Origin of the sequence: Lysobacter capsici (genome assembly GCF_014779555.2) — a bacterium.
Classification (GTDB): domain Bacteria; phylum Pseudomonadota; class Gammaproteobacteria; order Xanthomonadales; family Xanthomonadaceae; genus Lysobacter; species Lysobacter capsici.
Genome location: NZ_CP094357.1, coordinates 4,416,486 through 4,432,754, shown reverse-complemented (window position 1 = coordinate 4,432,754; position 16,269 = coordinate 4,416,486). Strand labels below are relative to the sequence as shown.

The 16,269-nt window shown below is 64.3% G+C and carries 26 protein-coding genes; 25 read left to right on the top strand and 1 reads right to left on the bottom strand.

The genetic code is table 11. The features are described from left to right. From rpsS to IEQ11_RS18030, 25 genes are all read left to right on the top strand, one after another. Window positions 1-270, top strand: a complete 270-nt coding sequence (gene rpsS, locus IEQ11_RS18150; RefSeq protein WP_031373832.1) for a 30S ribosomal protein S19 — start codon at window positions 1-3, stop codon at window positions 268-270. A 10-nt stretch (window positions 271-280) separates the two neighbouring features. Next, window positions 281-616: a 50S ribosomal protein L22 gene (gene rplV, locus IEQ11_RS18145; RefSeq protein ID WP_036111801.1), complete on the top strand. Its 336-nt coding sequence runs from the start codon at window positions 281-283 to the stop codon at window positions 614-616. Between the two features lie 14 nt (window positions 617-630). Continuing rightward, window positions 631-1,374, top strand: a complete 744-nt coding sequence (gene rpsC, locus IEQ11_RS18140; RefSeq protein WP_036111800.1) for a 30S ribosomal protein S3 — start codon at window positions 631-633, stop codon at window positions 1,372-1,374. Between the two features lie 6 nt (window positions 1,375-1,380). Beyond that, complete coding sequence (gene rplP / locus IEQ11_RS18135) at window positions 1,381-1,794, top strand: 50S ribosomal protein L16 (RefSeq protein ID WP_036111797.1); 414 nt, start codon at window positions 1,381-1,383, stop codon at window positions 1,792-1,794. Further along, complete coding sequence (gene rpmC, locus IEQ11_RS18130; protein ID WP_036111794.1) at window positions 1,794-1,979, top strand: 50S ribosomal protein L29; 186 nt, start codon at window positions 1,794-1,796, stop codon at window positions 1,977-1,979. The genes rplP and rpmC overlap by 1 nt, the downstream gene beginning before the upstream one ends. 9 nt (window positions 1,980-1,988) lie before the next feature. Further along, window positions 1,989-2,258: a 30S ribosomal protein S17 gene (gene rpsQ, locus IEQ11_RS18125; protein ID WP_036111791.1), complete on the top strand. Its 270-nt coding sequence runs from the start codon at window positions 1,989-1,991 to the stop codon at window positions 2,256-2,258. Between the two features lie 14 nt (window positions 2,259-2,272). Further along, a complete protein-coding gene (gene rplN, locus IEQ11_RS18120) occupies window positions 2,273-2,641 on the top strand; it encodes a 50S ribosomal protein L14 (RefSeq protein ID WP_031373826.1) in 369 nt (122 codons plus the stop codon). A gap of 16 nt (window positions 2,642-2,657) precedes the next feature. Continuing rightward, window positions 2,658-2,972 (top strand): 50S ribosomal protein L24, encoded by a 315-nt coding sequence (rplX, locus tag IEQ11_RS18115; RefSeq protein ID WP_036111786.1) that lies wholly within the window; start codon window positions 2,658-2,660, stop codon window positions 2,970-2,972. 11 nt (window positions 2,973-2,983) lie between these two features. Further along, window positions 2,984-3,526: a 50S ribosomal protein L5 gene (rplE, locus tag IEQ11_RS18110; RefSeq protein ID WP_036111783.1), complete on the top strand. Its 543-nt coding sequence runs from the start codon at window positions 2,984-2,986 to the stop codon at window positions 3,524-3,526. Between the two features lie 15 nt (window positions 3,527-3,541). Beyond that, entirely contained in the window at window positions 3,542-3,847 is a 306-nt protein-coding gene (rpsN, locus tag IEQ11_RS18105; RefSeq protein ID WP_036111781.1) for a 30S ribosomal protein S14, read from the top strand. A gap of 145 nt (window positions 3,848-3,992) precedes the next feature. Continuing rightward, window positions 3,993-4,391, top strand: a complete 399-nt coding sequence (rpsH, locus tag IEQ11_RS18100; RefSeq protein WP_036111776.1) for a 30S ribosomal protein S8 — start codon at window positions 3,993-3,995, stop codon at window positions 4,389-4,391. Between the two features lie 14 nt (window positions 4,392-4,405). Next, the gene (gene rplF / locus IEQ11_RS18095; RefSeq protein WP_036111772.1) at window positions 4,406-4,933 is read left to right on the top strand and encodes a 50S ribosomal protein L6; all 528 of its coding nucleotides are present in this window, start codon (window positions 4,406-4,408) and stop codon (window positions 4,931-4,933) included. 66 nt (window positions 4,934-4,999) lie between these two features. Next, window positions 5,000-5,353: a 50S ribosomal protein L18 gene (rplR, locus tag IEQ11_RS18090; RefSeq protein WP_036111769.1), complete on the top strand. Its 354-nt coding sequence runs from the start codon at window positions 5,000-5,002 to the stop codon at window positions 5,351-5,353. A 201-nt stretch (window positions 5,354-5,554) separates the two neighbouring features. Continuing rightward, the gene (gene rpsE / locus IEQ11_RS18085) at window positions 5,555-6,094 is read left to right on the top strand and encodes a 30S ribosomal protein S5 (protein WP_046657640.1); all 540 of its coding nucleotides are present in this window, start codon (window positions 5,555-5,557) and stop codon (window positions 6,092-6,094) included. Beyond that, a complete protein-coding gene (rpmD, locus tag IEQ11_RS18080; RefSeq protein WP_036111762.1) occupies window positions 6,087-6,293 on the top strand; it encodes a 50S ribosomal protein L30 in 207 nt (68 codons plus the stop codon). The genes rpsE and rpmD overlap by 8 nt, the downstream gene beginning before the upstream one ends. Window positions 6,294-6,303: 10 nt before the next feature. Next, the gene (rplO, locus tag IEQ11_RS18075; protein ID WP_036111758.1) at window positions 6,304-6,741 is read left to right on the top strand and encodes a 50S ribosomal protein L15; all 438 of its coding nucleotides are present in this window, start codon (window positions 6,304-6,306) and stop codon (window positions 6,739-6,741) included. Window positions 6,742-6,748: 7 nt separating this feature from the next. After that, window positions 6,749-8,122: a preprotein translocase subunit SecY gene (gene secY / locus IEQ11_RS18070; RefSeq protein WP_096415269.1), complete on the top strand. Its 1,374-nt coding sequence runs from the start codon at window positions 6,749-6,751 to the stop codon at window positions 8,120-8,122. Between the two features lie 234 nt (window positions 8,123-8,356). Continuing rightward, complete coding sequence (gene rpsM / locus IEQ11_RS18065) at window positions 8,357-8,713, top strand: 30S ribosomal protein S13 (RefSeq protein ID WP_036111754.1); 357 nt, start codon at window positions 8,357-8,359, stop codon at window positions 8,711-8,713. A gap of 13 nt (window positions 8,714-8,726) precedes the next feature. Beyond that, window positions 8,727-9,119: a 30S ribosomal protein S11 gene (gene rpsK / locus IEQ11_RS18060; RefSeq protein WP_036111750.1), complete on the top strand. Its 393-nt coding sequence runs from the start codon at window positions 8,727-8,729 to the stop codon at window positions 9,117-9,119. A 14-nt stretch (window positions 9,120-9,133) separates the two neighbouring features. After that, a complete protein-coding gene (gene rpsD / locus IEQ11_RS18055; RefSeq protein ID WP_036111747.1) occupies window positions 9,134-9,763 on the top strand; it encodes a 30S ribosomal protein S4 in 630 nt (209 codons plus the stop codon). 158 nt (window positions 9,764-9,921) lie between these two features. Continuing rightward, complete coding sequence (locus tag IEQ11_RS18050; RefSeq protein ID WP_036111743.1) at window positions 9,922-10,920, top strand: DNA-directed RNA polymerase subunit alpha; 999 nt, start codon at window positions 9,922-9,924, stop codon at window positions 10,918-10,920. A 295-nt stretch (window positions 10,921-11,215) separates the two neighbouring features. Next, window positions 11,216-11,590: a 50S ribosomal protein L17 gene (gene rplQ / locus IEQ11_RS18045; protein WP_031373811.1), complete on the top strand. Its 375-nt coding sequence runs from the start codon at window positions 11,216-11,218 to the stop codon at window positions 11,588-11,590. 336 nt (window positions 11,591-11,926) lie between these two features. Then, the gene (locus IEQ11_RS18040) at window positions 11,927-12,427 is read left to right on the top strand and encodes a disulfide bond formation protein B (RefSeq protein ID WP_096415268.1); all 501 of its coding nucleotides are present in this window, start codon (window positions 11,927-11,929) and stop codon (window positions 12,425-12,427) included. A 90-nt stretch (window positions 12,428-12,517) separates the two neighbouring features. Further along, window positions 12,518-13,912, top strand: a complete 1,395-nt coding sequence (locus IEQ11_RS18035; RefSeq protein WP_036111723.1) for a class II 3-deoxy-7-phosphoheptulonate synthase — start codon at window positions 12,518-12,520, stop codon at window positions 13,910-13,912. Between the two features lie 32 nt (window positions 13,913-13,944). Next, the gene (locus tag IEQ11_RS18030) at window positions 13,945-14,388 is read left to right on the top strand and encodes a hypothetical protein (RefSeq protein ID WP_191823405.1); all 444 of its coding nucleotides are present in this window, start codon (window positions 13,945-13,947) and stop codon (window positions 14,386-14,388) included. Between the two features lie 158 nt (window positions 14,389-14,546). On the opposite strand, the gene IEQ11_RS18025 is transcribed toward IEQ11_RS18030, so the two are convergent. After that, window positions 14,547-15,998, bottom strand: coding sequence for an amidase (locus tag IEQ11_RS18025; RefSeq protein ID WP_247024871.1), 1,452 nt, complete (start codon window positions 15,996-15,998; stop codon window positions 14,547-14,549). Window positions 15,999-16,269 lie beyond the last annotated feature (271 nt).

The following is a 16,269-nucleotide window of genomic DNA, read 5'->3' as shown; positions in this document are numbered from 1 at the left end:
ATGGCACGTTCTCTCAAAAAAGGTCCGTTCGTCGACCACCATCTCATCAAGAAGGTGGAGACCGCGGGCAACAACAAGAAGCCGATCAAGACCTGGTCGCGCCGCTCGATGGTGCTGCCGGAAATGGTGGGCTTCACCATCGCCGTGCACAACGGCAAAAACCACATCCCGGTGCTGGTCAACGAAAACATGGTTGGCCACAAGCTTGGCGAATTCGCCCTGACCCGTACGTTCAAGGGTCACGGCGGCGACAAGAAGTCGGGTAAGTAAGGAGATGACCATGGAAGCGAAAGCCATCCTGCGCACCGCGCGCATCTCCCCGCAGAAGGCCCGCCTGGTCGCCGACCAAGTGCGCGGTCTGTCGGCCGAGCGCGCCGTCAACCTGCTGAAGTTCTCGGACAAGAAGGCAGCTGCACTGATCCGCAAGGTCGTGGAGTCCGCCATCGCCAACGCCGAGAACAACCAGGGCGCTGACATCGACGAGCTCAAGGTCACGACCATCATGGTGGACGAGGGTCCCGCACTGAAGCGCTTTATGGCTCGTGCGAAAGGCCGCGGCACCCGCATCCTCAAGCGCACCAGCCACATCACTGTGGTTGTGGGCGCCGGCAAGTAAGGCGGAGTCAGACAATGGGTCATAAAGTTCATCCGACCGGAATCCGCCTTGGTATCTCCAAGGACTGGAATTCCAAGTGGTTTGCCGGCAAGAAGCAGTATGCCGAGTACCTCGCCGCCGACCTCAAGGTCCGCGAGATGCTCCGCAAGAAGCTTGCTCAAGCGGGTATTTCCAAGATCTTCATCGAACGTCCGGCGAACAACGCCCGTGTGACGATCCACACCGCCCGTCCGGGCGTGGTGATCGGCAAGCGCGGCGAGGACATCGAGAAGCTGCGTAAGGAAGTCAGCACCCTGATGGGCGTTCCGGCGCACATCAACGTGACCGAGGTCCGCAAGCCGGAACTCGACGCGCAGCTGGTCGCCGAGTCCATCGCGCAGCAGCTCGAGCGCCGCATCATGTTCCGCCGCGCGATGAAGCGCGCGGTCGGCAACGCGATGCGCCTGGGTGCCCTGGGCATCAAGGTCAACGTCGCCGGCCGCCTCAACGGCGCCGAAATCGCGCGTTCTGAGTGGTACCGCGAAGGTCGCGTGCCGCTGCACACGCTGCGCGCCGACATCGACTACGGCTTCGCTGAAGCCAAGACGACGTACGGCATCATCGGCATCAAGGTATGGGTCTACAAGGGCGAAATCTTCGATTTCTCCCAGGTCGGCCAAGAGAAGCAGGACGATTCGCCGCGCAGCGATCGTGGTGACCGCGGCGATCGCGGTGATCGTAACGACCGCCCGGGCCGTCCTGCCCGCGAACAGAGGTAATCCATCATGTTGCAACCCAAGCGAACCAAGTACCGCAAGGTGCACAAGGGCCGCAATGATGGCCTGAGCTGGAGCGGCAATGCCGTTAGCTTCGGCGAATACGGCCTCAAGGCGACCGCGCACGGTCAGCTGACCGCGCGCCAGATCGAGGCGGCCCGCCGCTCGATCAGCCGCTACGTCAAGCGCGGCGGCAAGATGTGGATCCGCGTGTTCCCGGACAAGCCGATCACCAAGAAGCCGATCGAAGTCCGAATGGGCTCCGGTAAGGGCAACGTCGAGTACTGGGTCGCCCAGATCCAGCCCGGTCGCATGATTTACGAGATCGAAGGCGTGGCCGAAGACGTGGCGCGTGAAGCGTTCCGCCTGGCCGCCGCCAAGCTCTCGGTGACCACCACTTTCGTTACCCGGACGGTGCGCTAATGGAACTCAAGCAACTGCGCCAGAAGTCGGCGGACGAGCTCAAGGCCCACCTGGTCGACCTGCACAAGGAGAGCTTCGCTCTGCGCATGCAGAAGGCCACCGGGCAGCTCGCAAAGACCCATGAAGCCCGCCGTGTGAAGCGCGAGATTGCTCGCGTGAACATGCTGCTGGGCGAGAAGAAGTAAGGACCCGCCATGACCGACAACAATACAGACAAGGCGCTGCGCACGGTTGAAGGCCGGGTCGTCAGCAACAAGATGGACAAGACCGTCACCGTGCTCGTCGAGCGCCAGGTCAAGCACGCGCTGTACGGCAAGTACATCCGTCGCTCGACCAAGCTCCACGCCCACGACGCCGACAACGCCTGCAAAGAAGGCGACATCGTGCGGGTGAAGGAAATTGCTCCGATGTCCAAGACCAAGAACTGGAGCGTGGTTGAAATCGTCAGCCGCGCGGCCATTTAAGAGGAGGCTGAACCATGATCCAGATGCAAAGCTACCTCGGCGTGGCCGACAACTCCGGTGCGAAGGAAGTGATGTGCATCAAGGTGCTCGGCGGCTCCAAGCGCCGTTACGCGCACATTGGCGACATCATCAAGGTCACCGTGAAAGACGCGATCCCGCGTGGCAAGGTCAAGAAGGGCGACGTCTATGACGCCGTCGTGGTTCGCACCCGCAAGGGTGTGCGCCGTCCGGACGGCTCGCTGATCCGCTTCGATGGCAACGCCGCGGTGTTGCTCAACAACAAGCATGAGCCGATCGGCACCCGTATCTTCGGACCCGTGACTCGCGAGCTTCGCTCGGAGAAGTTCATGAAGATCGTCTCGCTCGCGCCTGAAGTGCTCTGAGCGGAGGAACTAGACCATGAACCGTATCAAGAAGGGCGATCAAGTGATCGTCACTGCCGGCAAGGACAAGGGCAAGAAGGGCGATGTGGTGCGCGTGCTCGGCGACAAGGTCGTCGTGTCGAACATCAACATCATCAAGCGCCACACCAAGCCGAATCCGCAGGCCAACCAGCCGGGCGGCGTGATCGAGCGCGAAGCGCCGATTCACATTTCCAACGTCATGCTGTTCAACCCGGCCTCCGGCAAGGGCGAGCGCATCGGTTTCAAGGTACTGGAGGATGGACGCAAACTGCGTGTGTTCCGCTCCAGTGGTGAGGCGGTTGACGCCTGAGGAATGCTGAAATGACCACCCGTCTGGAAGAGTTCTACAAGAAAGAAGTGGTTCCGGTGCTGACTGAGAAGTTCGGCTACAAGAACCCGATGGAAGTGCCGCGCCTCGTCAAGATCACCCTGAACATGGGCGTGGGCGAAGCGGCCACCAACAAGAAGATCCTGGAAAATGCCGTTGCGGACATGACCAAGATCGCCGGCCAGAAGCCGATCGTGACCAAGTCCCGCGTGTCGGTGGCTTCGTTCAAGATCCGCGACGGCTGGCCGATCGGCGCCAAGGTCACCCTGCGCCGCGCCAAGATGTACGAGTTCCTCGACCGCCTGGTAAACATCTCGTTGCCGCGCGTGCGCGACTTCCGTGGTGTCTCCGGCCGTTCGTTCGACGGCCGCGGCAACTACAACATGGGCGTCAAGGAACAGATCATCTTCCCGGAAATCGATTTCGACCAGGTCGACGCGCTGCGCGGCATGGACATCGCGATCACCACGACCGCGAAGACCGACGCCGAGGCCAAGGCCCTGCTCGAAGCCTTCCGCTTCCCGTTCCGTAACTGAGTCTAGGATTGAACAATGGCTAAGACTTCCATGATCAACCGCGACATCAAGCGGACCAAGCTGGCGAAGAAGTACGCCGGCAAGCGTGATGCGCTCAAGAAGATCATCTCCAGCGACAACTCGTCGTACGAAGAGAAGGCCGAGGCGGTCATCAAGCTGCAGAAGCTGCCGCGCGACTCCTCGCCGAGCCGCCAGCGCAACCGCTGCGTCCTGACCGGTCGTTCGCGTGGCGTCTACAGCAAGTTCGGCCTGGGCCGCAACAAGCTGCGCGAAGCCACCATGCGCGGCGATGTGCCGGGCCTGCGTAAGGCAAGCTGGTAAATCTCTGGTACGATAGCCGGCTACCCGGTTCAACCGCCGCGGCCCTCGGGCCGCGGCGGCGTTATTGAAGAAGCAGTAACCCGTTGTAATTACTACTGAAATTCGCAATCCCGCGGATATCGGTGCTACTCATAGGTGACTCACAATGAGCATGACTGATCCCATCGCCGACATGCTGGTCCGCATCAAGAATGCGGCCGCTGTGCGCAAGCAGACGGTGAAAATGCCCGCTTCCAAGATCAAGGTGGCGATCGCCGCCGTGTTGAAGGACGAGGGTTACATCCTGGATTCGCGCGTGACCGAAATCGGTCCGGGCAAGTCCGAACTCGAAATTTCGCTGAAGTACTACGAAGGCAAGCCGGTGATCGAGCGCCTGCAGCGCTACTCCCGCTCGGGCCTGCGTCAGTACCGCGGCAAGGACGCGATCCCGAAGGTCCTCGGCGGCCTGGGTATCGCGATCATCTCCACCTCCAAGGGCATCATGACCGATGCGCAGGCGCGCCAGCAGGGCGTCGGCGGTGAAGTCCTGTGCTTCGTGGCTTAAGGGAGTAAACGACCATGTCCCGAGTTGCCAAGAAGCCGATCGCTCTCCCGAAGGGCGTCGAACTCAACATCCAGGCCGATTCGATCGCCGCCAAGGGCCCGAAGGGCACCCTGTCGATCGGTAAGCCGGCCGCCATCAGCCTCAAGGTCGAGAACGGCGAAGCGCTGTTCACCACCGAAGACGCGGCGCTGATCCCGCTGACCGGCACCCTGCGCGCGATCCTCGCCAACATGGTGAAGGGCGTGTCCGAAGGCTTCGAGCGCAAGCTCGAGCTGGTCGGCGTCGGTTACCGCGCCTCGATGCAGGGCGCGGACCTGAACCTGGCCCTGGGTTTCTCCCATCCGGTCCTGTTCAAGGCCCCCGAAGGCATCACCATCGCCACCCCCACCCAGACCGAAATCCTGGTCCAGGGCGCGGACAAGCAGCGCGTCGGTGAAGTTGCCGCCAAGATCCGCGGTTTCCGTCCGCCGGAGCCCTACAAGGGCAAGGGTGTGAAGTACGCCGGCGAAGTCATCATCCGCAAGGAAGCCAAGAAGGCCTAACGGGTAGGGCGCCGGTCCCGCACCGGCTCCCACGACACCAAGCCTTCAGCTTTCGGAGATCAGAACATGAACAAGAACATCGCTCGTCTGCGCCGCGCCAAGTCGACCCGGTCGCACATCCGCAACCTCGGCGTCGCCCGTCTGACCGTGCTGCGCACCGGTCAGCACCTGTACGCCCAGGTCTTCACCGCCGACGGCTCCAAGGTCCTGGCTTCGGCCTCGACCGTGCAGGCCGACGTCAAGGAAGGCCTGAAGAACGGCAAGAACGCCGAAGCCGCCGTCAAGGTCGGCAAGATGATCGCCGAGCGCGCCAAGGCCGCGGGCATCGAGAAGGTCGCGTTCGACCGCTCGGGCTACCGCTACCACGGCCGTATCAAGGCGCTGGCCGATGCCGCGCGTGAAGGCGGTCTGCAGTTCTAATACGGCTTGCCGTATTTAGACTGATATCAGGCTTGAAAGCGTGGAGATTCGTCTCCACGCCTTTCGCACCGGACAGTTTCACCCGCCGACACGGGCTTGTGCCGGGCGCTCTGGCGGATTCCCGCCCTGGCGAGGCACCCGAACCACTTCACAATCATAAGCGGCCACGCCGCAAATCCCATTAATCAACGAGACACCGAAATGGCAGACGATAGAGCCCCGCGGGGCCGCGACCGTGATCGCAACCGCGAAGAGATCGACGACGGCATGATCGAAAAGCTGATCGCGGTCAATCGCGTCAGCAAGACCGTCAAGGGCGGTCGCCAGTTCACCTTCACCGCGTTGACGGTGGTCGGTGACGGCAACGGCAAGGTCGGCTTCGGCTACGGCAAGGCGCGCGAAGTGCCGGTCGCGATCCAGAAGTCGATGGAATACGCCCGCAAGGCGATGAACAACGTGGACCTCAACGGCGGCACCTTGTGGCATGCCGTGAAGTCGGGCCATGGCGCGGCGCATGTGTACATGCAGCCGGCGTCGGAAGGTACCGGCGTGATCGCCGGCGGCGCGATGCGCGCCGTGCTCGAAGCGGTCGGCGTCAAGAACGTGCTGGCCAAGGCCACCGGTTCGCGTAACCCGATCAACCTGGTTCGCGCCACGCTCAAGGGTCTGACCGGCATGCACTCGCCGGCCAAGATCGCGGCCAAGCGCGGCAAGAAGGTGGAGGATCTCAACCATGGCTAAGGCTGCTAACAAGCCCGTCGAAGGCGGCACCGTCACGGTGCGCCTGGTCAAGGGTCTGCGTGGCTGTCAGTCGCGTCACCGCCTGTCGGTGAAGGCGCTCGGCCTGAACAAGCTCAACGACGTGCGGACGCTGAAAGACAGCCCGCAGGTTCGTGGCCTGATCAATACGGTCCACTACCTGGTTCAGGTCGAGGGCTAAGGAGCACATCATGCGTCTCAATACACTCAAGCCGGCTGACGGCGCCCGCGAAGACCGCAAGCGCGTCGGTCGCGGTATCGGTTCCGGCCTGGGCAAGACCGCGGGCCGCGGCCACAAGGGTTCGTTCGCCCGTTCGGGCAAGGGCAAGATCAAGGCCGGCTTCGAAGGCGGTCAGATGCCCATGCAGCGTCGTCTGCCGAAGATCGGCTTCCGCTCCAAGCTGAAGAACGACACGGCCGAAGTCCTGCTGTATCAGCTGGACAAGCTGGAAGCCGGCGAGATCGATTTCGCCGCGCTCAAGGCCGCGAAGCTCGTTCCGAGCAACGCCAAGCAGGCCAAGATCGTGAAGAAGGGCGAGCTGACCAAGAAGTTCGTGCTCAAGGGCGTGCTGGCCACGGCCGGCGCGAAGGCCGCGGTCGAAGCGGCCGGCGGCAAGGTCGAGGAGTAAGGGCTCAATGGCGCGCAGCGGCAACGCAATGGCTGGAATCGGCGGCGGACTCGGTAAGTTCACCGAGTTGCGTCAGCGTTTGCTGTTCGTCATCGGCGCGTTGATCGTCTATCGCATCGGCAGCTACATCCCGGTGCCGGGTATCAACCCGGAAGCGATGGTCAAGTTCATGGAGACCAAGCAGGGCACCATCGTGGACATGTTCAACATGTTCTCCGGTGGCGCTCTGCACCGCTTCAGCCTGTTCGCGCTGAACGTGATGCCGTACATCTCGGCGTCCATCATCGTGCAGCTGCTGGTGCAGATCGTGCCGAGCCTGAAAGCCATCCAGAAGGAAGGCGAATCGGGCCGTCGCAAGATCAATCAATGGTCGCGCATGGGTGCGATTCCGCTGGCGATCTTCCAGGCCTGGGGCATCGCCACGGGCCTGCAGTCGAGCCTGGCGCCTGACGGCACGCCGGTGGTTTACGCACCGGGCATGGGCTTCATCCTGACCGCGGTGATCGCCTTGACGGCGGGCACCATGTTCCTGATGTGGCTGGGCGAGCAGATCACCGAGCGCGGCGTCGGCAACGGCGTTTCGCTGATCATCTTCGCGGGTATCGTCGCCGGTCTTCCGGCCGCGGTGCTGCACATGTTCGAGCAGATCCGCAACGGCGACATGAGCCCGATCGTGGCGATCGTGGTCGTCGGTCTGGTGGTGGCCTTCACCTACCTGGTGGTGTTCGTCGAACGCGGCCAGCGTCGGATCACGGTCAACTACGCGCGTCGTCAGGGCGGTCGCAACGCCTACATGAATCAGGCGTCGTTCCTGCCGTTGAAGCTCAACATGTCGGGCGTGATCCCGGCGATCTTCGCCTCCAGCATCGTGATGTTCCCCGCCACCGCCGCGACCTGGTTCGCCCAGGGCAACAGCGGCAGCGGCGTGTCCGGTTTCCTCCAGCGCCTGAGCCAGTGGCTCAGCCCGGGTGAGCCGGTCCACATGATCCTGTATGCTGGCTTGATCATCGGTTTCGCGTTCTTCTACACCGCGCTGGTGTTCAATTCGCAGGAAACCGCCGACAACCTCAAGAAGTCGGGCGCGCTGATCCCGGGCATTCGCCCCGGCAAGGCCACCGCGGACTATGTTGACGGCGTGCTGACCCGCTTGACCGCGGCCGGCGCAATTTACCTGGTAATCGTCTGCCTCCTTCCGGAGGTCATGCGGACCCAGCTCGGCACCTCGTTCTACTTCGGCGGTACGTCGCTGTTGATCGTGGTGGTCGTGATCATGGATTTCATCGCTCAAATCCAGGCTCATCTGATGTCGCATCAGTACGAGAGCCTGTTGAAGAAAGCGAACTTGAAGGGCGGCTCGCGCGGCGGTCTCGCGCGCGGGTGAGTCAGGACCGTTCTGCGCGCCAGAGTAGCGCGCGGGGCTGGGCAGGGCAGGTCATCGCATTGTTCAGCCAGTTCAGACTCGTCGCCGGAGCATGGGCACACTCCCCATGCCGTGGTTCCGTGGCACCCTCGGGTGCCGCGGGGCTTCCTATTAACCCGAGACCTAGATATAATTTCCAGTTCACTCCGCCGGGATTAATCCGTCTCGGCCGCCAAATCAGTTGGAGATCGCCTTATGGCGCGTATTGCGGGCGTTAATTTGCCTGCCCAGAAGCATGTCTGGGTTGGCCTGCAAAGCATTTTCGGCATCGGCCGTACCCGTTCGAAGCAGATCTGCCAGACGGCGGGTGTGACTTCGACCACGAAGATCCGTGACCTGTCCGAGCCCGAAGTCGAGCGCTTGCGCGCCGAAGTCGGCAAGTTCGTGGTCGAAGGCGACTTGCGTCGCGAGGTCGGTATTGCGATCAAGCGTTTGATGGACCTGGGCTGCTACCGCGGCCTGCGTCACCGCCGCGGCTTGCCGTTGCGTGGTCAGCGCACGCGTACCAACGCACGTACCCGCAAGGGTCCGCGCAAGGCCATCAAGAAGTAAGGGAACCTAGACCATGGCCAAGCCGGCAGCAGTCAAGACCAAGAAGAAGATCAAGCGCATCGTCACCGACGGTATCGCCCACGTCCACGCTTCTTTCAACAACACCATCATCACGATCACCGACCGCCAGGGCAACGCGCTCTCGTGGGCGACCTCGGGCGGCGCGGGTTTCCGCGGCTCCCGCAAGTCGACCCCGTTCGCCGCCCAGGTGGCAGCCGAAAAGGCTGGCCGTGCTGCGCTCGACTACGGCGTCAAGTCGCTGGAAGTGCGCATCAAGGGCCCGGGTCCGGGTCGTGAGTCCGCCGTTCGTTCCTTGAACAACGTCGGTTACAAGATCATCAACATCATCGACGTGACGCCTATCCCGCACAACGGGTGCCGTCCGCCGAAGAAGCGTCGCGTCTGAGGAGCTGAAGAAAAATGGCTCGTTATATTGGCCCCACCTGTAAGCTCGCCCGTCGCGAAGGCGCCGATCTCGGTCTGAAGTCGTCCGCTCGCGCGCTCGACTCGAAGTGCAAACTGGAGCAGAAGCCCGGTCAGCACGGCCCCACCGCCCGCAAGGGCAAGCTGTCCGACTACGCCACCCAGCTTCGTGAGAAGCAGAAGGTCAAGCGTATCTACGGTCTGCTGGAGCGTCAGTTCCGCAACTACTACAAGAAGGCCTCGACCAAGAAGGGCAACACCGGCGAGAACCTGCTGCAGTTGCTGGAAACCCGTCTGGACAACGTCGTCTACCGCATGGGCTTCGCCGTGACTCGTCCGGCTGCCCGTCAGCTGGTCTCGCACCGCGGCGTCACCGTCAACGGCAAGTCGGTCAACCTTCCGTCGTACCAGGTCAAGGCCGGCGACGCGATCGCGTTGTCCGAGCGCGCCCAGAAGCAGCTTCGCGTGCAGGAATCCCTGACCGTGTCGTCGCAGATGGACCTGTCGCCGTCGTGGGTCGAAGTGGACAGCAAGAAGTTCAGCGGCGTGTTCAAGGCGGTTCCGGATCGTGCGGACCTGCCGGCCGACATCAACGAAGCGCTGATCGTCGAGTTGTACAGCAAGTAATAGTGCAGGGCACCCGCCGGCGTCCCTCAGGATCCGGCGGAGAACCCGCAACCCAGGTCGGTGCGCCATGCGCACCGGCCGCTCTCTCGTTAAGAGAGGGCTCCAAGAGCTAAAGCCTCCCGCCGCCCCCCGGTGGAGGTCATTGGAGACACCGAAACATGACGGTTACCGCCAATCAGGTACTGCGCCCGCGTGGTCCGCAGATCGAACGCCTCACCGGCAATCGCGCGAAGGTCGTGATCGAGCCGCTGGAGCGCGGTTACGGCCATACGCTGGGCAACGCGCTGCGGCGCGTGCTGCTGTCGTCGATCCCGGGTTTCGCCATCACCGAGGTCGAAATCGATGGCGTGCTGCATGAGTACACCACGGTCGAAGGTCTGGAAGAGGACGTGCTGGAGGTTCTGCTGAACCTCAAGGACGTCGCCATCCGCATGCACACCGGCGACGCGTCGACGCTGTCGCTGGCCAAGCAGGGTCCCGGCATCGTCACCGCCGGCGACATCAAGACCGACCACAACGTCGAAATCCTCAACACCGACCACGTGATCTGCCACCTGACCAAGGATACGGCGATCAACATGCGTCTGAAGATCGAACGCGGTTTCGGCTACCAGCCGGCGGCTTCGCGCCGTCGTCCGGACGAAGAAACCCGCGCGATCGGTCGTCTGATGCTGGACGCGAGCTTCTCGCCGGTCCGTCGCGTCGCCTACGCGGTGGAAGCCGCGCGCGTCGAGCAGCGCACCGACCTCGACAAGCTGGTGCTGGACATCGAAACCAACGGCACGATCGACGCCGAGGAAGCCGTGCGCACCGCCGCCGACATCCTCACCGATCAGCTGTCGGTGTTCGGCGACTTCACCCACCGCGACCGCGGTGCGGCGAAGCCGGCCACCAGCGGCATCGATCCGATCCTGCTGCGCCCGATCGACGATCTCGAGCTCACCGTGCGTTCGGCCAACTGCCTCAAGGCCGAGAGCATCTACTACGTCGGCGATCTGATCCAGAAGACCGAAGTCGAGCTGCTCAAGACCCCGAACCTGGGCAAGAAGTCGCTCACCGAGATCAAGGAAGTGCTGGCTCAGCGCGGCCTGTCGCTCGGCATGAAGCTGGAAAACTGGCCGCCGGCGGGTATCGCCTCGCACGGAATGATGGGGTGAGCCCGGCCTAGCTCGCGCGGCACTGCCGCGCGGCCGGGCGAACGCCCTGCGCGCTGCGCAGGGCCGGGGAACGAGAGAGTCCACGCCGAAGCTAACCGAAGCGTGGGCTCTTGCTTCATCAGCACACCGAAACGCGTAACAACAAGCACCACGCACCACCCCGTCGACGGATTCAGAACTCCGCGACCCGCCGATCAAGGACCGATCGGTTCGGACCACCCGCAGTCCAATGTTCCAACGCCTGGATGGCGACAGCGAAGTCCAACCGTTTCAACATTCATCAGGAATCACAGTCATGCGCCATCAGAAATCCGGCCGTAAGTTCAGCCGCACCAGTGCCCACCGCGACGCCATGTTCACCAACATGGCCGCCTCGCTGATCAAGCACGGTCTCATCCGCACCACCCTGCCGAAGGCCAAGGAGCTGCGTCGCGTCGCCGAGCCGCTCATCACCCTGGCGAAGAAGGACGGCGTCGCTAATCGTCGTCTGGCGTTCTCGCGCCTGCGTGACAAGGAAGCCGTCGGCACCTTGTTCGTCGAACTCGGCCCGCGCTACGCGTCGCGTCCGGGCGGTTACCTGCGCATCCTCAAGTGCGGTTTCCGTGCTGGCGACAATGCGCCGATGGCCTACGTCGAGCTGGTCGATCGTCCGCAAGCCGCGGCTGAGTAAATCCGTCGCGCCGGGCGACCGGCGCAGCGATGTTCCAGCGCGAGCCTCTACCGTCCATGACCGTTCGCGGTCGCGGCGGCAGCCAGCAAAGCCCCGGCCCCGGCCGGGGTTTTTGCGTTCTGGCAACGGTTACTCGCGCAACGGTTGCGGTCGAAAGCGCCGCGCCGCGGTAGGGTTCGGTCATCTCATGCATCGGAGGGGTTTTCAGGGTCGTGAACGGGGCGGCAACTTTCGTCCCCGGGCGCAGTCGATGTTGCTGCGACGAAATGCCGCGTTGCGAAAATACATGCCGATTCGACATTGGCACGACCCGACCCAGACCCGTATGGTGTGAGCATGAACCCCTTCAAAGCCTCCTTCCGGATTCAATTTCTGCTTGGTTTTCTGGCCTGCGCGGGCTTGCTCGCGTATGCCTTCTACCTGCAGCTCTACCAGCACCTCGAGCCGTGCCCACTGTGCATCTTCCAGCGCGTGGCGTTCGCCGCGCTGGGCCTGGTGTTCCTGCTCGGCGCGCTGCATGGCCCCAAGAAGGCCGGCGGGCGTCGCGGTTACGGCGTCCTGGCCCTGCTAGCCTCGCTGGCGGGTATCGCGGTCGCCGGCAATCACGTGCGCCTGCAGCACCTGCCGCCGGACCAGGTCCCGGCCTGCGGCCCGGGCCTGAACTACATGCTCGATGCGATGCCGATCACCGGCGTGATCAAGAAGGTCATGACCGGCTCGGGCGAATGCGCCAACGTGGACTGGACCTTCCTCGGTCTGTCCATGCCGGCCTGGAGCCTGATCTGCTTCGTCGTGCTGGCGCTGTGGGCGGCCTATGCCGCGTTCCGCGGCCGTTGAACTCAGTAGCCCTTCGTCTTTCGCCGTCTCCACCCTCCCATCCATCCCAACCACCCACCACACACCGCGACACCAACTGGAATCAAGGAAATGAGCGCTTCCGATCGCAACAGCAACCTCCGTGCCGTCAACCTGCCCGCCGACTGGAGCCCGACCTCCTGGCGCGAGCGCACCGCACTGCAGTTGCCCAGCTATCCGGACGCGGCCGATCTTGAATCCGCGTTGCAGGAATTGCGTCAGCTGCCGCCGTTGGTGACCTCGTGGGAGATCCTCTCGCTCAAGCAGCAACTGGCCGAGGCGCAGGAAGGCAAGCGATTTTTGCTGCAGGGCGGCGACTGCGCCGAGAGCTTCGACCAGTGCTCCTCGGACGTGATCTCCAATCGTCTGAAGGTGTTGCTGCAGATGAGCCTGGTGCTGGTCCATGGCATGCGCAAGCCAGTGGTGCGGGTCGGGCGTTTCGCCGGCCAGTACGCCAAGCCGCGTTCGGCCGACACCGAGACCATCGACGGCGTGACCCTGCCGAGCTACCGCGGCGACATGGTCAACGCGCCGGCCTTCAACGAGGCCGCGCGCCGGCCCGATCCGCGTCGCATGATCAAGGGCCACGCGCGTTCGGCGATGACGATGAACTTCGTGCGCGCGCTGATCGACGGCGGTTTCGCCGACCTGCATCATCCCGAGTACTGGAACCTGAGCTGGGTCGGTCACTCGCCGCTGGCCGACGAGTACCGGCGCATGGTCAATGCGATCGGCGACGCGGTGCGCTTCATGGAGACCTTGTCGGGTTCGGAAGTGCACAACCTCAACCGGGTCGATTTCTACACCTCGCACGAAGCGCTGCTGCTGCCGTACGAAGAGTCGATGACCCGGCAGGTGCCGCGTCACTGGGGCCACTTCAACCTCAGCACCCACTACCCGTGGATCGGCATGCGCACCGCCGCGGTCGACGGCGCCCATGCCGAATATTTCCGCGGCATCCGCAACCCGATCGCGCTCAAGGTCGGTCCGTCGGTCACGCCGGATCAGCTGCTGCGCACGATCGACCTGCTCAATCCCGAGGATGAACCGGGCCGCTTGACCTTCATCCATCGCATGGGCGCGACCGCGGTCGCCGAGAAGCTGCCGCCGCTGCTCGATGCGATGCGTCGCGACGGCCGCCGCGTGCTGTGGGTGTGCGATCCGATGCACGGCAACACCGAAAGCACCAGCAACGGTTACAAGACCCGCCGCTTCCGCAACATCCGCGCCGAGATCGAGACCTCGTTCGAGCTGCATGCCGCGGCCGGCACGCGCCTGGGCGGTGTGCATCTGGAGCTGACCGGCGAAGACGTGACCGAGTGTCTCGGCGGCGCGCGCGAGTTGACCGAGAGCGATCTCGAGCGCGCGTACCGTTCCACGGTCGATCCGCGCCTGAACTACGAACAGGCGCTGGAAGTGGCGATGCTGATCGTGCGCAAGCAGGCGCAGATCGCGGCGCCGGCCTGAGCTGCGTCGTCGGTCATCGGTTCGTAAGGACGATGAGCGGCGAACCTGATCGGACCTTGATGGCGGCGGGCGCGCTCAGCGCGCTCGCCGCCTTGTTGCATCTGGGCTGCATCGTGTTCGGTGCGCCGTGGTATCGCGCCTTGGGCGCTGGCGAATGGATGGCGCAGGCTTCGATCGCTGGTCACTGGTATCCGGCCGTCGCCACGTTGGTGATCGCCTCGGTGCTGACGGTCTGGGCGCTGTACGCGTTTTCCGCCGCGGGTGTGTTGCGCCGTTTGCCGTTGCTGCGAACGGTGATGTTTCTGGTCACCACGGTGTATCTGCTGCGCGGTTTGGCCGCGGTGCCGATGATGAGTGTGTTTCCGGGGCGCAGCGTGAGTTTCTGGCTGTGGAGTTCGGGTATTTGCCTCGGCATCGGCGTGGTGCATTTGATCGGTTTGCTGCGGGTGTGGAAGCGGCTTGGGCGGCCGCCGTAATGCGAGCTTGGATGCAGACAGCGAAAACCCGCCGATGAGGCGGGTTTTTGGTTTTGCGGCGTGGTCGCGGGACGTGTTTGGGTCGTCGCTGGGGTGTCGCGGTCGCGGCTTGCGCCGCTCCTGCAGGGGGCTGATGTGGCGACGATGAAACTTCGAACTCAGGGGCTCAGCGTCACCCGATACCCCGGCGGCGTGCGCGCCAGGGTCAGTTGTTCGAAGGCGTAGCCCAGCGACAGCAGGTGCGCGTCGCTCCAGCGCTTGCCCATGAACACCAGGCCGATCGGCAGGCCGGATGCGTCGCCCATCGGCACGGTCAGGCTCGGATACCCGGCGACTGCGGCCGCGCCCCAGCTGGCGCCGCCGAAGGGGTCGCCGTTGACCGGGTCGACCATGAAGGCCGGGGTGGTGGCCGGCGCGATCAGCGCGTCGAGCTTGTGCCGCTTGAGCGTCGCGTCGATGCCCTGCGGGCCGGCGAGCTGCCGCGCCTGCGCGGCGAACTTGCGGTAGGCCGGGTCCTTGAGGCTGCCCTTCTTGTTGGCCTGCTCGAACAATTCCTGGCCGAAGTAAGGTTGCTCGCGCGCGGCGTTGGCCTGGTTGAACGCGATCAGTTCGCTCAGCGTCTTCACCGGCGCGCCGCTTTCGCGCAGATAGCGCTCCAGGCCGTCCTTGAATTCGTAGCGCAGCACCTCGCCCTCGGCGCGGTCCCACTGGCCCGCGGTCGCAATCTTGACCTCGACGATGGTGGCGCCGGCATCGCGCAGGGTCTTGAGCGCGCGTTCGAGCGCGGCGTCGATCGCCGGCAGCTGACCCACGCCCGATTCGCGCAGCAGGCCCAGGCGCGCGCCCTGCAGCGCGTCGCCGTCCAGGCCGCTAACGTAATCGGCCAGGCGCTTGTCGGCGCCGGCCAGCGCGGCGCTGTCGCCGCCGGCCTCGGCCGACGCGAGCACGCTGAGCAACTGCGCGGCGTCGGCGACGCTGCGCGCCATCGGGCCGGCGGTGTCCTGGCTGTGCGAGATCGGGATGATGCCCTGGCGGCTGACCAGCCCGACCGTCGGCTTGAACCCGACCAGCCCGTTCATCGCCGCCGGGCACAGGATGCTGCCGTCGGTTTCGGTGCCCACGCCGACCGCGGCTAGGCTGGCGGCGATCGCCGCGCCGGTACCGCTGCTGGAACCGCAGGCGGTGCGGTCGAGCACGTAAGGATTGCGGGTCAGGCCGCCGCGGCCGCTCCAGCCGGAGATCGAATGGGTCGAACGGAAGTTCGCCCATTCGCTGAGGTTGGTCTTGCCCAGGATCACCGCGCCGGCGCGGCGCAGCGCGGCGACGATCGGCGCGTCGGTCTTGGGGCGGTGCTCGGCCAGCGCCAGCGAGCCGGCCGAATTGACCATCGGCGTGGCGTCGATGTTGTCCTTGATCAGCACCGGGATGCCGTGCAGCGGGCCGCGCAGTTGGCCGGCCTTGCGCTCGTCGTCGAGCTTGCGCGCTTCGGCGAGCGCGTCGGGGTTGAGTTCGATCACCGCGTTGAGCTGCGGGCCGGCGTCGTCGAGCGCGGCGATGCGGTCGAGGTAGCCCTGGGTCAGGCGCACGCTGCTGAGCTCGCCGTTGGCCATGCGCGCGCTCAGCGCGGCGGTGTCGGCTTCGGCCAGGCGCAGCGGGTCGGTCGGCAGGAAGCCCTTGGCGGCTTCGTCGGAGGCCACGACCGGCCGCGGCGCACGCACCGCCTGGGGGCCGGTGCATGCGGCCAGCGCGAGCGTCAGCGCCGCGAGGCTGAGGCGGGCGGTGCAATGAAAGGCGGGCATGGCCGGTTCCTGATCGTGGCGCGCGAGGGATTCGCTCGAGTATGCCCGCAGTCGGCGACACGGCAAGCCTGTTCGTACGGCC

Coding starts and splice junctions, on each gene's coding strand:
- rpsS (WP_031373832.1), top strand. CDS start 1: ATGGCACGTTCTCTCAAAAAAGGTCCGTTCGTCGACCACCATCTCATC.
- rplV (WP_036111801.1), top strand. CDS start 281: ATGGAAGCGAAAGCCATCCTGCGCACCGCGCGCATCTCCCCGCAGAAG.
- rpsC (WP_036111800.1), top strand. CDS start 631: ATGGGTCATAAAGTTCATCCGACCGGAATCCGCCTTGGTATCTCCAAG.
- rplP (WP_036111797.1), top strand. CDS start 1,381: ATGTTGCAACCCAAGCGAACCAAGTACCGCAAGGTGCACAAGGGCCGC.
- rpmC (WP_036111794.1), top strand. CDS start 1,794: ATGGAACTCAAGCAACTGCGCCAGAAGTCGGCGGACGAGCTCAAGGCC.
- rpsQ (WP_036111791.1), top strand. CDS start 1,989: ATGACCGACAACAATACAGACAAGGCGCTGCGCACGGTTGAAGGCCGG.
- rplN (WP_031373826.1), top strand. CDS start 2,273: ATGATCCAGATGCAAAGCTACCTCGGCGTGGCCGACAACTCCGGTGCG.
- rplX (WP_036111786.1), top strand. CDS start 2,658: ATGAACCGTATCAAGAAGGGCGATCAAGTGATCGTCACTGCCGGCAAG.
- rplE (WP_036111783.1), top strand. CDS start 2,984: ATGACCACCCGTCTGGAAGAGTTCTACAAGAAAGAAGTGGTTCCGGTG.
- rpsN (WP_036111781.1), top strand. CDS start 3,542: ATGGCTAAGACTTCCATGATCAACCGCGACATCAAGCGGACCAAGCTG.
- rpsH (WP_036111776.1), top strand. CDS start 3,993: ATGAGCATGACTGATCCCATCGCCGACATGCTGGTCCGCATCAAGAAT.
- rplF (WP_036111772.1), top strand. CDS start 4,406: ATGTCCCGAGTTGCCAAGAAGCCGATCGCTCTCCCGAAGGGCGTCGAA.
- rplR (WP_036111769.1), top strand. CDS start 5,000: ATGAACAAGAACATCGCTCGTCTGCGCCGCGCCAAGTCGACCCGGTCG.
- rpsE (WP_046657640.1), top strand. CDS start 5,555: ATGGCAGACGATAGAGCCCCGCGGGGCCGCGACCGTGATCGCAACCGC.
- rpmD (WP_036111762.1), top strand. CDS start 6,087: ATGGCTAAGGCTGCTAACAAGCCCGTCGAAGGCGGCACCGTCACGGTG.
- rplO (WP_036111758.1), top strand. CDS start 6,304: ATGCGTCTCAATACACTCAAGCCGGCTGACGGCGCCCGCGAAGACCGC.
- secY (WP_096415269.1), top strand. CDS start 6,749: ATGGCGCGCAGCGGCAACGCAATGGCTGGAATCGGCGGCGGACTCGGT.
- rpsM (WP_036111754.1), top strand. CDS start 8,357: ATGGCGCGTATTGCGGGCGTTAATTTGCCTGCCCAGAAGCATGTCTGG.
- rpsK (WP_036111750.1), top strand. CDS start 8,727: ATGGCCAAGCCGGCAGCAGTCAAGACCAAGAAGAAGATCAAGCGCATC.
- rpsD (WP_036111747.1), top strand. CDS start 9,134: ATGGCTCGTTATATTGGCCCCACCTGTAAGCTCGCCCGTCGCGAAGGC.
- IEQ11_RS18050 (WP_036111743.1), top strand. CDS start 9,922: ATGACGGTTACCGCCAATCAGGTACTGCGCCCGCGTGGTCCGCAGATC.
- rplQ (WP_031373811.1), top strand. CDS start 11,216: ATGCGCCATCAGAAATCCGGCCGTAAGTTCAGCCGCACCAGTGCCCAC.
- IEQ11_RS18040 (WP_096415268.1), top strand. CDS start 11,927: ATGAACCCCTTCAAAGCCTCCTTCCGGATTCAATTTCTGCTTGGTTTT.
- IEQ11_RS18035 (WP_036111723.1), top strand. CDS start 12,518: ATGAGCGCTTCCGATCGCAACAGCAACCTCCGTGCCGTCAACCTGCCC.
- IEQ11_RS18030 (WP_191823405.1), top strand. CDS start 13,945: ATGAGCGGCGAACCTGATCGGACCTTGATGGCGGCGGGCGCGCTCAGC.
- IEQ11_RS18025 (WP_247024871.1), bottom strand. CDS start 15,998: ATGGCCAACGGCGAGCTCAGCAGCGTGCGCCTGACCCAGGGCTACCTC.